The sequence below is a fragment of the Agrobacterium sp. B1(2019) genome, assembly GCF_008274755.1.
In the GTDB taxonomy this organism is placed as follows: domain Bacteria; phylum Pseudomonadota; class Alphaproteobacteria; order Rhizobiales; family Rhizobiaceae; genus Agrobacterium; species Agrobacterium salinitolerans.
The window spans coordinates 390,070-403,385 of sequence record NZ_VTPB01000003.1 but is presented as its reverse complement, the minus strand read 5'-3'; the positions used below and the strand labels follow the sequence as shown (position 1 = coordinate 403,385).

Below are 13,316 nucleotides of genomic sequence, written 5' to 3'. Positions count from 1 at the left end.
CGGCCTTGGCGCGACCGCAAGACCTTTCTTTCGTCATCCCGCCTATTTCGCCGCCTGCCGCCACAACAGGTCGACGATGCGGCTTTCGGTTCGAGCGGATTCGGAAAACACCTCGTTTGCCAGCGCAAGGGCTTCGGCACGCAGCGCCTGCTGCCTTTCGATAATGGCGTCGAGCAGCAGGGCCAGCCGCTCGCCATTGCCGAAACGGTCCGGCTCGCGGTCGGCGGCGGCGGCGAGAACCGATAGATCGTGCTCGTGGCCGAGAATATCCACGAGCCGCTTGGTATCGGCGCGCTTGGCGCGCATGGCGGAAGGCCAGAGCCGGCGCATCAGGCCAAGATGCATCCAATAGGCTTGCCCAGACTTGCGCAATTCATGGAAATGTTCGACGTCGGCCTGCGCGTGGCAATCGGCGAGCGCCTTGCGCGCCCTTTTTCTCTGTTTCGCCCAGGCGCTTTTCAGCAGCCGCGCCGTGTCCTTCAACGCATCCGGCAGCAATAGGGTCTCAAGCGCCCTGCGCGCTTCCCCGCAGCCGGTAATGGCGGCGGCAATGGCCTCGTCGAGACCGGCCTCGTGTTCTATGGCGTCGTCGCGGCGCGCGCGCAGCATCGCGGTGATCGACCGCAGCGCTTCTCCCTGCGCGTCGGAACGGGCGAAGGCCTCGAGATATTCCGCCGTCTCCACAAGCGCCGTTGCATCCCGCGCAAAGGCGAGGGAGCGGGCGATATCGCGAATACGGGCGTTTTCCCCGCGGCCGAAATCCGGCGCCGCCTTGCGGATGAGGCGATAGAGGGCGCGCAACCGCTTGAACCGCTTGCGGGCGTCGTGCACGGCCTCGTGCGATCCGGACGGCTGGTCGCGAAGGATTGTGACTGTATCGTCGATCAGCTCCAGCCCGGCCCGGCGGATTTCGTTACCGAAGGGCTTTTTCGGATCAATTCTGAAGGGCATCCGACAGGTCTCCGTTCGGACAGTCCATGGCGAGTGACTGGTTGGAGAAACGCTTGTCTCCGGTCACTTCCCGGCCCAGCCAGGACGGCAGATCGGGATCGGCGTTCTCGTCGTTCATTTCCACTTCCGCCACCACCAGCCCGTGATATTTCCCTTCGAAAACATCCACTTCCCAGGTGAAGCCGCCATGATCGACGGTGTGGCGGGTTTTTTCGATGACGACGCCCGGCGCGCTTGCCATCAGCTCTTCGGCGTCCTTGAGGGGTATGGAATATTCATATTCGTCGCGGACAAGCGCGCTTGCGCCGATCTTGATGGTCAGGGTCGCATCGCGCTCATCGACGATCCTGACCCGGACCGAGCGGTTTTCCATCGAGGCGACATATGCCTGCCGGAAAGCCATGCTATGCGTGACCTCATTGCGCCATTCACCGCCTGCAACAAGAAACTTCCGTTCGATTTCCTTGGCCATGCTGTCTCCGCGAACTGGGGCGCCAGAGTATCGCAATATGATAGTGTGATGAAGCGAATTGATTGAAGTATCTGGATAAAAATGCGGCTGGCGCGCCTCGACATAAATGCCGAGGCAGGCTAATCGGTAGACGGAATTTCAATCGTTTCAATTGCGCAAGGGAGGCTCATCTTGGCCCAGGACTCCGAAAAACTGCTCTCCATCCTCAAGCTCCAGCCGGTCGTACCGGTGCTGATCGTGGATGATGCCGCTTCCGCCGTGCCGCTTGCGCGCGCTTTGGTCGCGGGCGGCCTGAAGGCGATTGAGATCACCATGCGCACGCCGGCGGCGCTGGACGCCATCCGCGCGGTTGCGGCGGAAGTGGAGGGCGCCAATGTCGGCGCCGGCACCATTCTCAACGCCAAGGATTTCGAAGCGGCGGCGGAAGCCGGCTCCACCTTCATCGTCAGCCCCGGCATCAACAAAAGCGTGCTGGAAGCCGCGCGCGGTTCAAAGGTGCCGCTGCTTCCGGGTGCTGCCACCGCCAGTGAAGTCATGGCGCTGCGTGACGAGGGTTACAAGGTGCTGAAGTTCTTCCCCGCCGAACAGGCCGGCGGCGCACCCTATCTCAAGGCGCTGTCCTCGCCGCTCGCCGGCACCGTCTTCTGCCCGACGGGCAGCGTGTCGCTCAAGAACGCCAATGATTACCTTTCCCTGCCGAACGTGGTTTGCGTCGGCGGCTCTTGGGTCGCCCCGCGCGAGCTGGTGGCGACCGGCGACTGGGCGGGTATCACCAGGCTTGCGGCCGAAGCCGCCGCATTGCGCGCCTGATTTGCAATCTGTCAAACCCGTTCACGAAGGCGTGAGCGGGTTTGACATTTGTATTCGGGCCACGGCTCCCTATCTCCCCTGTAGATTTGACCTCTACAGGAGATTTTGATGTTCGACGCCAAGAAGCTTCTTGAACAATTCCTCGGCTCGCAGGTGCCGGGCCTTTCGGGAAGCGTCCGTGACAGAGCCGGGCAGGCCGCCGATATCGCCAGGAACAATCCCCTGAAAGCCGGTGCGCTCGCCGCCGCCATTCTGGGCACCAAGACCGGCCGCAAGCTTGCCGGCAATGTCGCCACCATCGGCGGCGTGGCCGCCATCGCCGGTCTCGGGTACCTTGCCTACAAGAATTACAAGTCCGGCCAGGCGCCTGAAGTCGCGCCGAAACCCGAGCCGGAGCTGCTCGCACCGCCCGCCGATTCCGCCTTCCATCCGCAATCTCCCGCCCTTTCCAATGATTTTGCGCTAAAGCTCATCCAGGCGATGATCGCCGCCGCCAAGGCTGACGGTCATATCGATGAGAAGGAGCGCGCCAATATCATGGACAAGGTGCAGGTCTTCGGCCTCGATAGCGAAGCCGAGCGGTTCCTCGAAAAGGAACTGGCCGATCCTCTCGACATCGACGCGCTGGTGGCAGCCGCCCGCACGGAAGAGCAGAAAGTGGAGCTTTACACCGCCTCGCGGCTTGCCATCGAGGCCGACACGCGGGCGGAGCGGGGCTATCTCGATCTTCTTGCCGGGCGGCTTGGGTTGCCGGATGCGCTGGTCGACCATATCGAGGCGACGGTGGTGGCTGCGAAGGTTTGAGGTAGGCCTCGGCGGGCGTGGATTACCCCCTCTGCCCTGCCGGGCATCTCCCTCACAAGGAGGGAGATCGGCAGGAGGCGCTACCACCACTCCATTCGCAAATGTTGAGATGGGCGAGACTTGACCGCTTGTCTATCTCCCCCCTTGTGGGGGAGATGCCCGGTAGGACAGAGGGGCGTGAGCCACAGGCTCTTGCGCCATCTTCATGCCCCACATCCCCTGTTGTCATCCCGCCTCGCTTGCCCTAATCCTTCTCCCAGCAAATGGGGAAGAGAATGCGCGATCTGAGTGATTTCAAGGGATGTCCGCCGCCGCAGCCGGTGGTGTTGAAGGGTCGTTATGTGACCGCCGAGCCGTTCGACCGCGAAAAGCATCTGGAAAAACTCTGGACCGCCCTCGGCGGCGAGGGCGTGAATGCGCTGCTCAAATATTTCCCGCAAAGCGCCTTTCCCGATGCCAGCGCTTTCGGCGACTGGCTTGTCGGCGCGGGCCAGAAGCTTAACTGGGTCACGCGGGTCTTCGTTGAAAACGCCACCGGCGATATCGTCGGCATGGCGAGCTATATGCGGCCCGATCCAGCCAACGGGGTGGTCGAGGTCGGCTCCGTTGCCCATGGCGCGAAGATGAAGCGTTCGCCTCTTTCCACCGAGGCGCATTACCTGATGGCGAAACATGTTTTCGAGGATCTGGGATATCGCCGTTACGAGTGGAAATGCCACAATGAAAACGAGCCCTCCAAGATAACGGCGAAGCGTTATGGCTTCACCTTCGAGGGCGTTTTCCGCCAGCATATGGTCTCGAAGGGCCAGAACCGCGATACGGCGTGGTTTTCCATGATCGACGGCGAATGGCCGCTGATCGGCAAGGCCTTCGAATCCTGGCTTTCGCCGGAGAATTTCGCGGCCGATGGAGCGCAGAAACGCAAGCTTGAGGATATCCGTGCGGAGTTTGCCGATGCCATTGCCTGAAAACCAGGCGCCTGAAAACCCGGCGCCTGAAAAGCCGAGCCACGGTAAGAAGGATTGGTCTCCGGCCCTCGCCGCCGCCCTCATCATCGTCGGTTTCGGGCTGGTCTTCTTCGTCATGCCGAAGATCATGCTGTGGCTGGGCGATTATTCGCCCTGGCTCGCTGCTGCCTTCGGTTCGGTGGCGGTGCTGTGTTTCTTCCTGCTATTTTGGCTGCGCGCCCGTTACCAGCGCCGCCGTGACGGTTAGAGCTGAAGCGACGCGCCGAGCAGCAGCAGTCCCATGATCAGCACGAACAGCGCACCGGCGATCTCTATCGCATGGCTGATGCCGGCCGCCCTGCGGCTGCCGGGGCCGGCGAAACGCACGGCGAGGCCCTTTGCGGAGACGGCCATGATGGCGAGAGCCGATACCGTTATGGCCGTGCCGAGCGACATGGCGAGCACGGAGAGCACGCCGCCGAGATAAAGCCCGTTCAGAAGTGCAAAGCTCATGACGATGATCGCGCCCGAGCAGGGTCTGAGCCCGACTGCGATAATGGCGGACCACGCCTCGTGCAGGCTGAAGTTCTTGCCCTTCAGCAACATCGGGTCGGGCGCGTGGGATTTGCCGCAGGCGGTGCACAGGTCGCCCGTGCCATTATGCTCATGATCTGCGAAAACCGGCTTACCCTGGAAGCGCAGGCCCGTGCCCATGCCGGTCGTTCGCGGCATGGCGGTTTCACCTGCCGTGGCGAAAACGGGAACGGGTTCGCGCCGGATGCGCAGCGACCAGAGCTTTCGCACCAGCAGCCAGGCGCCGAACAGCGCCACCATGGCGAAGCTGGCGATTTCCATCGCCTGCGTGGCCTTCGTCATGGTGATGGAGGTGCCACGCAGCACCAGCCAGGCGGCACCGACAAGGCCGATGGCCATCAAACCCTGAATGAGCGCCGAAACGAAAGAAATGATAATGCCGCGTTTCAACTGCGTTTCATTGGCGATCATGTAGGACGAAATGACCGCCTTGCCGTGGCCGGGGCCGGCGGCATGAAAAACGCCATAAGCAAAGGAGAGGCCGATCAGCGAGCTGAGCGCCCAGCCATCCTCGCGCATGGCCTTCAACGCGCCGGTCAGTGCACGGTAGAACATCTGCTGGTGCACGTTGATCCATTGCATCAGCGGTGCGAAGGGCCCGCCAACGGAAAAGGAAGGCTCGGCCGAACCGATGCCGAGCGGCGACTGCGCATGGGCCGCACCGGCCACGGCAACGAGGCCGATGGCGACAGCGACGAGGTTTGCCCTGCGGCTCAGCATGATATCTCCAGCCGGGTGGCGAAGAGCTTGGTCATGTCGGTTCCGGTCGGATCGTTGAAGAAGGCATCGGTCAGCGAACTCTGGTTTTGCGAGATCACCTCGTCAGGATCGGGTCGGACGACATGATGCTTGCAGGCATTCAGGTCCTTGCCCTCGGTCGCGATATCGCCGTCCTTTGCGAAATCGATCGCCGTGTACATGGTCGGATCCCAGGCGCCGAAGGAGAGCTTGCCCTTGACTGCTAGCGGTTTGTTCGGCTTCACGGAGAAGAACATCAGGATCTGGTTGTCCTTGTAGTCCACGTGAATGGCGTCGGGCTTCCCAAACTCCACCGGTTTTCCATTGGCGGTGATGAAGGTGTAGTAGGAATATTCGGCAAGCGATTCCTTGACCGTATTGCCGATTTCCGCCAGCTCGTCCTTGTCGAGCTTCAGATCGCTGTTCTTGTCGTAATCCATCACCACGCTTGCGGAAAACATCTCGTCGAAACGCCAGATGTTGCGCACTTCCTGAACGGTGCCGTTCGGCCCCTCGACGATTTCCATGCGGGCTTCGGCAAAGATATGCGGATGCGCAACCGCAGCGACGGGAACGCAGGCGAGGCCGGCCGCGAGGAGCAAAAAGCGTCTGTTCATTATCCGGTCTGTCCTGCCTTCGAATCTTGAAGGTCCGACTCTAGCAGAAATTGGGACCGAATTTCGACCTGATGGGTTTGATCCTTCACGCGGGCCGCCAAGGAATTTCAGAAGGTGCCGCTGAAGCGCGAGGTGATGCTGGAGCCGCTATAGGCAAGATCGGTATCGCGCTCGCCATGCAGCAGGCGGTTGAACTCTAGCTCCAGCTTGCTGTTCTTGCCGGTATCGAAGGACAGCGTTGCGACCAGCCTGCGCTCGCTGGTATCGTAATTATAATAGATCCAGTCCTTGTGGACGCGATGCAGCGCAAGATCGAGCCCCACCTTTTCGGTGAGCCTGCTTTTCATGACGAATTGAAAGCGGCGATGGAATTCCGCAATCGGATCATCCGGATCGAAAAGCGCATAGTCCTGCGAAAAGCCGACGCCGAAGGCGATGCGATCCGTGGCCTTCACCTCGGCCTCGGCCCGCAGATAGGGGCGGGTGCGCTTTACCTTGTCGCTGATCTCATCGCCGGAAATGGATGTGAAACCCGCTTCGGCCAGAACCGCGAAACGGTCGGAGAACCTGTAACCATAGGCCAGAGAGCCGCGCAGCGTTTGGGCCGGGAAACGTTCATATTTTTCCTGCTGCCCCTCAGGCACGGCGATACGGTCGTAAACAAGCGTCAGCCCCGCCTCGCCACCGCCGAGCGATCGTGCATGTTCGGCCTTCAGCGATAAAAGCGCCTCGTTGGCTTCCAGTCGGGTGGGCAGGAAATAGGCCGGGCGGAACCGCGCCTTGCCTTTCATCAGGCTGGCGATGCTTGCCGTCAGCGTGTTCTTGCCGCCAAGGGCGAGGATGCCGAGCTGGGAAGACGCCTCCAGCTTGTGATCCAGCTGTCGGTAACCAATGTCTTCTTCCGGCAGATGCAGGAAAATATCGCCGGCATCGCTGCGGGTGCCGCGCAGCTCAACAGCCCATTCCAGCTTTTCAGAAAAGCGCTTCGTCAGACCCAGTGTAGCGATGGTGTTATGTTCATTGGCGAAACGATAGCGGGGCAGGCGAACCTCTTCTTGCTCGAGCGAATAACGCAGCTCTGCCCCCTCCAGCGTTATCTTGCCATTGAGCCCGAAGCCGGTGCGCAGCGATATCGCGCTCAGCCGGTTGGTGTCGGCGAAATAATTGCTGTCATAAGCAATACCGGATTTATAGGTGACATTGTGCTCATCGGCCTTTTGCTGCGCCTGCGCGCCGGAGGAGCAGGCAAGCCCGAGAACAAGCGCGATATATCCCCCCAGCCGCATTCGCATCTCCGGTCGCTAATTAAGCAATATCTTATATTTGGATGGTTAATAAAGTCTCCCGCACCGTTTTACGTTCGGAGCCGAAATTCATGGCGTCTATGCCGAAATAGAGATGGTGGGCTCGAAAAGATGATGTGTAAAATTCTATTAAAATCACCAGTATTAAAGTTAATTTTTCATTGTAATATTAGCATTTGCTTGAATTAGAATCCTCTAAATATACAGTTCAGTTACGCCAGATGGCGTGATCAAACAAAAGAGGAGAGAGAAATGATTGCAAAGTTCGCTTGTGTAGCCGCTATTCTTACTGTCGCTTCCGTTGGTCAGGCCAATGCGGGCGGTCTTCTGGGAGGCATCCTGTCCGGCAACAGCAACAAGGCGGGCGCCCTTGTCGTCGTCTCGCCCAGCATCGATCTCGGTGTCAACGGCATCCTGTCCAATAACGGGATTCTGAATGGCAACAAGACCGGCATTCTGAACGGTGTGCTGAACGGCAACAAGACGTCCGTCGATGTCATCGACAACAAGAACGGCGGCGGCAAAAAGCGCCGGCACTAACTGAAACGTGGAACGGGATGGCGAAACCATCGGGCTTTTCCCCATCCCGCTCCAACGGAACAGATCGAAAATCATCAGGGATTTTCGACGCAGACGATGCGCGCAGCACATAAGCCGGCAACGATCCTCGAGTTGCGTGTGTTTGACGCATGGCGTTTCCGGCAAGAACAAACGGCGCATCGCATGACTAGAAGAGGGCCTCGCGGCCCTCTTTTTTGTCCGGTTTCTTCACAACATTGAAACCGAGCCGGTGTACCGGATGGGGAAGACGACTTGTTTTCTTCGAGAAGCGAAACCGCATTCGTTCCTTCGGACGGGCTTGAACCACAGAGCATTTTGGTGTGATGGTGGTCGCCGTCATCCCGTGCCGCCTCCCAGCCTTCACTTGATTCCCATGCCACAGAAAAGCACTTTGCCGGGCGCTTTCGATCGTCAGGCCTATATGATCGCGCTGCTGGTTTTCATCGCCGGCAGCACCAATGCTGCCATTGTGCCGTTTATCGGTTTCTACATCATCCAGGTGCTTGGCCATCCGCCGGCAACGCTCGGCCTTTACAGCGTGACGGCAGCGCTTGCCTCCATCATCGCCAGCCGTATCTATGGCGAGCGGGTGGATGCCGGTGTGCGGGTGAGGCCGTTGCTGCTGCTTTCCGTCGCCGGGGCTTTCGTGGCGGCGGCGGCGGCGAGTTTCGGGCATCTGGCGCTGCTGGTGGCGGTCACGGCGACAGGCATGGGGCTTTCCAACGCGGCCACCACACTTGTCTTCAGTTACGGCCGTTATCATGGCCGGATCGAGGCGCTCGATACCATCTCTTATAATGCTTTCCTCAGGATGATGGTATCGCTGGCATGGATGTTGTTGCCGGCTGCCGCCTTTCTGATTGTCGATCTCGCCGGTGCAAAGGCCGTCTTCGTGAACGCGATGCTGATGGCGGCCACCTGGGGGGCGCTTGCGTTTACAATCGTGCCGCGTGGCCAGACCTGCCCGATGGAGCGGCGAGATGAAGGCGGGGTCGATACGGGGCGCAACTTGCCGCTATTGATGGCGGCGGCAGCGAGTTTCTGCATGTCTTTCGCCCACGCTCTTTGCGCCTCGGCCCTGCCGGTGTTTCTGGTGCGTGAGGTGGGCTTGCCGGACTATGCGCCGGGCCTTTCGCTCAGCGTCAAATGCGCCATGGAAGTCCTGCTCATTCTTTTTGCGCCGCGCATCATGCGCCTGATCAGCGCACGGCTGCTGCTGAGCGGCGCGGCGATAACGGCGATAATCGCCTTCAACATCATCGCTTCCGTCACGACCCTGCCCGCAATGCTGCTGGGCGCTGCGATGGAGGGGGCCTATTACGGCCTTTTTGCCGGCACCTGCCTCACCTTCGTGCAGGGCTTTGCCCGCGGACGCACGGCCCGGGCGACGGCGCTCTATATGAATTCGATTTTTCTCGCCGCGCTGTTTGCGGTGCCGCTAATGGGGTTCGTATCGCAATATGCCAGCTTCGGCACCTCTATTCGCCTTGCTTCAGTCGGGGCGGGTGCGGCGCTGCTGCTGCTGTTTCTGACGCGGCGGCAGGTGGCGGAATAGGGCGTTCCGGCGAAAGTGCGGAGCAACCCATTACGCCATCCCTCAAGCCGAAATATCGATGATCCCGCAATCGCCCGCTTCGGACGCAAAGGCGAGCAATTTGCCGGTAGCGCTCCAGTCCATGGACGTAATAGCGCCCTTGCCGGGGCGGCGCAGCAGGGCTTCCTTGCCGTCGGCGAGGCGCACGCCGAGGATCATGCCGTCGATGAAGCCGATGGCGAGTACATCTTCCACCGGATGGAAGGCGACATTGGTGGCCATGATATTGGCGCGGCTACCGAGTTCTTCCGGGGCCTTGCCCATCGGGCCATCCTTGCCGGAGAAGGGCCAGACGATTGCGGCGGGGGCGCCCGATGAGGCGAGCCACTTGCCCTTTGCCGACCATGACACGGATTTGACCTTGGCGGGATAACCCGTCATGCGCATGTGGCGGGCTTCCATGCCGCCCTTGGTGGCTTCCATCTTCCAGCCGTGCAGGGCGTTTTCCTGCATGGTGGTCACAAGGAACTTGCCATCGGGCGAGAAGGTGACGCCGGTATGCGCACCCTTCCATTCCAGATCGACGGGATCGCCTGCCGTCGCCACCCAGTGCAGCGTCACGCCGTTGTAACGGGCAACGGCAATGCGCAGGCCTTTCGGTGCAAAGGCGATCGCCTCCACCGTGCGTTCTTCCTTGAATTCCTTGACCGTTCCGTCGGACAGTCGCACGAAGCTGGATTTGCCGACGCCATAAGCGACCGCCTTCTGCGGGCCGCCGGCAACGACGCCCACCCATTTGCGCGGTACATTGGCGATCTCGCTGATGCTGCCATCATGGCCGATGCGCAGCACGCGCCCGTCTTCGCCGCCGGAAAGCAGCGTGGCGCTATAGGGGTCACGAATGCAGGTCAAAAGCCCGTCATGCGCCTCGGTCACCTTCTCGCCGCCATCCAGCCGGTGAATGGTGCCGGCGGCGGTGGCAAACAGGGGAATGTCGCCGAGAAAATGGGTCGAGACCACGTGGCCTTCGATATCAAGCGGGGCAACAGTCGGCATGGGGCATCGGTCTTTCGTATCAGTGTTTTTTGTTTGGTGGATTTCGGTCGCTGACAAAGGTCGGGAAGACCCGTTGGTGCGGTTTCAACCCGTTGCGTCATGGTCGGGCTTGACCCGGCCATCCACATGCTGGCGGCAATGGGTCCTCGGGTCAAGCCCGAGGATGACGTCGAGCGTGGGGAGGCACCGAGCATGAGCGTCTCGGTGCCTTCCCTTGAAAACCTCAGGCCGTCGCGAGGCAGGCGTTAAAACTCTTTTCCAGCTTCTCGCGGTCCAGTTCGCGGCCGATGAAGACGAGGCGGCTTTCGCGCTTTTCATCTTCCTTCCACGGACGCTGGTGATCGCCCTCGATGATCATGTGCACGCCCTGCACCACGTAACGTTCCGCATCGCCCTTGAAGGCGATGATGCCCTTGAGGCGAAGGATGTTCGGGCCATCGGTCTGGGTGACCTTCTGAATCCACGGGAAGAACCGCTCGGGGTTCATCTCGCCGCCGCGCAGCGAAACCGACTGTACCGTCACGTCATGGATCGGGGAGACCGCGCCATGGTGGTGATCGTGGCCATGGTCGTGCGCATGGTCATGATCGTGGTGATGATGCCCGTGATCGTGGTCATGATGATGGTGATCATGGCCGTGGTCGTGATGATGATGGTCGCAATCGGGGCCGCAAACGTGGTCGTCATGGCCGTGCTCGAGGAAATGCGGGTCGTTTTCCAGCGCGCGTTCCAGGTTGAAGGCGCCCTGATCGAGAACCCGGGCGAGATCGACGCCGGAACGGGTGGTCTTGTAGATACGGGCGGAAGGATTGATGGCGCGCACGATATCTTCGATGCGGGCGACTTCCTCCGGCGAAACGAGATCGGTCTTGTTGACGACAACGACATCGGCAAAGGCGATCTGGTCTTCGGCCTCGCGGCTGTCCTTCAGGCGCAGCGGCAGATGCTTGGCGTCAACGAGGGCAACGACTGCATCTAGCTCGGTCTTGGCGCGCACGTCGTCATCCATGAAGAAGGTCTGGGCGACAGGAACGGGGTCGGCAAGACCTGTGGTCTCGACGATGATACCGTCGAAACGGCCCGGACGGCGCATCAGGCCTTCCACGACGCGGATAAGGTCGCCACGCACCGTGCAGCACACGCAACCATTGTTCATTTCGTAGATTTCCTCGTCGGATTCGACGATCAGATCGTTGTCGATGCCGATCTCGCCGAATTCATTGACGATGACAGCGTATTTCTTGCCGTGGTTCTCGGAGAGAATGCGGTTGAGAAGCGTCGTTTTGCCGGCGCCGAGATATCCCGTCAGGACGGTGACTGGAATGGGCTTGGCTGGTGCTGTTTCGGTCATGGAAACCTCGTGTGGAGCAAGGCCGGTCGCGGCCTTAAGGAATAAGTGTCGTCGTCCATATAGGCGCGACGTTCCGGCAGTTCAAAGGGATTCTGGCCGGTTTCGGCTGAGTTTTTCAAATTTTGTTATGAAATAACGTTATGTCAAAAGCGTGGACATCTTCAAGCAGTTCGACGAGGCCCGATACAGCATGGGAAATCAGCCTTTCGCCCTTTTCGGCCGAGGCGACTGCCGCGTTTCCGGCAACGCCATCGGGATTCAGGTCGCTCATCAGCCAGCCGAAGGCGTGGGGGCCATAGGCGCGCAGATGTCTGAAGCGCTGTGCGAAGTCGCTTTGGCGCGAGGGGAAATTCTCGGCTTTTTCCATCGCCACACGTTCGGGGTGAAGCGCGAGCATGACGGATGTCTCGATATCGCCGCCGTGGATGTCGACCGCCTTGTCCTGCGGCTTCACGATATCGGCAGGCACGCCGAAACGGGTCCAGCTTGTGGCGACCGCCAGCATGCCGAAACGGACGCGGGCCTCGGTGGCGACGACGGTCATCAGCGGTGAATTGCCGCCATGAGCGTTCAACATCACGAATTTGCGCACGCCCTTTTTACATTCCGCCTCGGCGATGCCGAGCCAGCGCTCGATGGCTTCATCGTAACGCAGTGTCTTCGTGCCCGGCACGTCCATGTGTTCGACGGAATAACCGACCGGTTCCGCGGGCAGGAAGGAGACGGGCAGGTGGGCGGGCAGGGCGGCGGCAAGGCGGGTGACGATGCCTTCGGCAATCAGCGTATCGGTCTCGAAGGGCAGGTGCGGCCCATGCTGCTCGTGCGCACCGAGCGGCAGGACGGAGATTGCTCCTGTTGCGCGAAGATGAGGCTCTGTTACGTTTTCGTCGTGATAATGCGTGTATGAGTTTGGCATCTGGCAGTCCGCGCGTGCATTCGATAAGGATTTCCAGCAACATATATCGGTTCCGCCACAGGGTAAAAGGCACTCGCATATGAGCAAGGACAAATCCGGGAACAAGGACAAAAGCGCCAAGAAGGAAAAGGGCGGCAAGAAGGCCAAGGACGCCAAAAAAAGGGATGAGAATTTCAACCCCGAGGAACTGGCGCAATCCATCACTCAGGCCGCCCGCTCCATGCGCACGGCGCTGAGCCACAGTCTTGCCGAAAGCGGCCTTTATGCCGGACAGGACGGCGTTATCCTGGCGCTGGCGCAGGAAGGCAGCCTGACACCCGGGCAGATCGCCCAGAAACTCGGCGTCAAGGCGCCCACCATGACGCGCACGATCGGCCGCATGGAAGCCCAGGGCTTCGTGGAGCGCAGCGGTGACGACGAGGATGGCCGTGTGACGCTGGTGAAGCTGACGGAAGCGGGTCTGAAAAGCGTCGAACACATCAATGTTTCCATCGCCAATTGCGGCGCAAGAGCCGTCGAGGGGCTTTCGGCCAAGGATGTGCGTAACATCGTTAAACTCTTGAAGGCGATAGACGCCAATCTTCAATAATTTTTGCTGAAATTTTTAAAAGAGCCATCTGTTTTGTGGGTATTCCTTAAACGGGTTGCGGATTTTGTTTAA

At 60.2% G+C, this 13,316-nt stretch carries 15 protein-coding genes; 7 read left to right on the top strand and 8 right to left on the bottom strand.

The annotated features are described in order from the left end of the window. Positions 1–42: 42 nt before the first annotated feature. Both AGR1_RS22150 and AGR1_RS22145 read right to left on the bottom strand, forming a co-directional pair. A complete protein-coding gene (locus AGR1_RS22150; protein ID WP_149148276.1) occupies positions 43–951 on the bottom strand; it encodes a CHAD domain-containing protein in 909 nt (302 codons plus the stop codon). Then, positions 935–1,423: a CYTH domain-containing protein gene (locus AGR1_RS22145; RefSeq protein ID WP_149148275.1), complete on the bottom strand. Its 489-nt coding sequence runs from the start codon at positions 1,421–1,423 to the stop codon at positions 935–937. Before AGR1_RS22145 ends, AGR1_RS22150 begins: the two co-directional genes overlap by 17 nt. Positions 1,424–1,594: 171 nt before the next feature. Between AGR1_RS22145 and AGR1_RS22140 the strand changes: the two genes are divergently transcribed. From AGR1_RS22140 to AGR1_RS22120, 4 genes are all read left to right on the top strand, one after another. Then, entirely contained in the window at positions 1,595–2,233 is a 639-nt protein-coding gene (locus AGR1_RS22140; protein ID WP_077984065.1) for a 2-dehydro-3-deoxy-phosphogluconate aldolase, read from the top strand. A gap of 108 nt (positions 2,234–2,341) precedes the next feature. Next, positions 2,342–3,037, top strand: a complete 696-nt coding sequence (locus tag AGR1_RS22135; protein ID WP_149148274.1) for a tellurite resistance TerB family protein — start codon at positions 2,342–2,344, stop codon at positions 3,035–3,037. A gap of 275 nt (positions 3,038–3,312) precedes the next feature. Continuing rightward, positions 3,313–4,005 (top strand): GNAT family protein, encoded by a 693-nt coding sequence (locus AGR1_RS22125; RefSeq protein WP_149148272.1) that lies wholly within the window; start codon positions 3,313–3,315, stop codon positions 4,003–4,005. After that, positions 3,992–4,252 carry an intracellular growth attenuator family protein gene (locus AGR1_RS22120; RefSeq protein ID WP_149148271.1) on the top strand — a complete coding sequence of 87 codons (261 nt, stop codon included), beginning with the start codon at positions 3,992–3,994 and terminating at the stop codon, positions 4,250–4,252. The genes AGR1_RS22125 and AGR1_RS22120 overlap by 14 nt, the downstream gene beginning before the upstream one ends. Here AGR1_RS22120 and AGR1_RS22115 read toward each other — a convergent pair. From AGR1_RS22115 to AGR1_RS22105, 3 genes are all read right to left on the bottom strand, one after another. Beyond that, a complete protein-coding gene (locus tag AGR1_RS22115) occupies positions 4,249–5,298 on the bottom strand; it encodes a nickel/cobalt transporter (protein WP_149148270.1) in 1,050 nt (349 codons plus the stop codon). The two genes, AGR1_RS22120 and AGR1_RS22115, sit on opposite strands and share 4 nt — an antisense overlap. Beyond that, positions 5,292–5,933, bottom strand: coding sequence for a DUF1007 family protein (locus tag AGR1_RS22110; RefSeq protein WP_170985652.1), 642 nt, complete (start codon positions 5,931–5,933; stop codon positions 5,292–5,294). Before AGR1_RS22110 ends, AGR1_RS22115 begins: the two co-directional genes overlap by 7 nt. 107 nt (positions 5,934–6,040) lie before the next feature. Further along, positions 6,041–7,219 (bottom strand): hypothetical protein, encoded by a 1,179-nt coding sequence (locus AGR1_RS22105; RefSeq protein ID WP_149148269.1) that lies wholly within the window; start codon positions 7,217–7,219, stop codon positions 6,041–6,043. A gap of 270 nt (positions 7,220–7,489) precedes the next feature. On the opposite strand from AGR1_RS22105, the gene AGR1_RS22100 reads away from it, so the two are divergent. Together AGR1_RS22100 and AGR1_RS22095 are read left to right on the top strand one after the other, a co-directional pair. Further along, entirely contained in the window at positions 7,490–7,777 is a 288-nt protein-coding gene (locus tag AGR1_RS22100) for a hypothetical protein (protein ID WP_149148268.1), read from the top strand. A gap of 394 nt (positions 7,778–8,171) precedes the next feature. Beyond that, positions 8,172–9,353, top strand: a complete 1,182-nt coding sequence (locus AGR1_RS22095) for an MFS transporter (RefSeq protein WP_149148267.1) — start codon at positions 8,172–8,174, stop codon at positions 9,351–9,353. A 42-nt stretch (positions 9,354–9,395) separates the two neighbouring features. Here the strand turns inward: AGR1_RS22095 and AGR1_RS22090 are convergent, their stop codons facing one another. The 3 genes from AGR1_RS22090 to AGR1_RS22080 all read right to left on the bottom strand — a co-directional run bounded on the left by AGR1_RS22090 (position 9,396) and on the right by AGR1_RS22080 (position 12,655). Then, positions 9,396–10,388, bottom strand: coding sequence for a WD40 repeat domain-containing protein (locus tag AGR1_RS22090; protein WP_080793901.1), 993 nt, complete (start codon positions 10,386–10,388; stop codon positions 9,396–9,398). Positions 10,389–10,611: 223 nt separating this feature from the next. Further along, positions 10,612–11,739: a GTP-binding protein gene (locus AGR1_RS22085; RefSeq protein WP_077984055.1), complete on the bottom strand. Its 1,128-nt coding sequence runs from the start codon at positions 11,737–11,739 to the stop codon at positions 10,612–10,614. A 115-nt stretch (positions 11,740–11,854) separates the two neighbouring features. Next, the gene (locus AGR1_RS22080) at positions 11,855–12,655 is read right to left on the bottom strand and encodes a creatininase family protein (protein WP_149148266.1); all 801 of its coding nucleotides are present in this window, start codon (positions 12,653–12,655) and stop codon (positions 11,855–11,857) included. A 79-nt stretch (positions 12,656–12,734) separates the two neighbouring features. Between AGR1_RS22080 and AGR1_RS22075 the strand changes: the two genes are divergently transcribed. Continuing rightward, on the top strand, positions 12,735–13,244 hold the full coding sequence (locus AGR1_RS22075; protein WP_077984053.1) for a MarR family transcriptional regulator: 510 nt from the start codon (positions 12,735–12,737) through the stop codon (positions 13,242–13,244). Positions 13,245–13,316 lie beyond the last annotated feature (72 nt).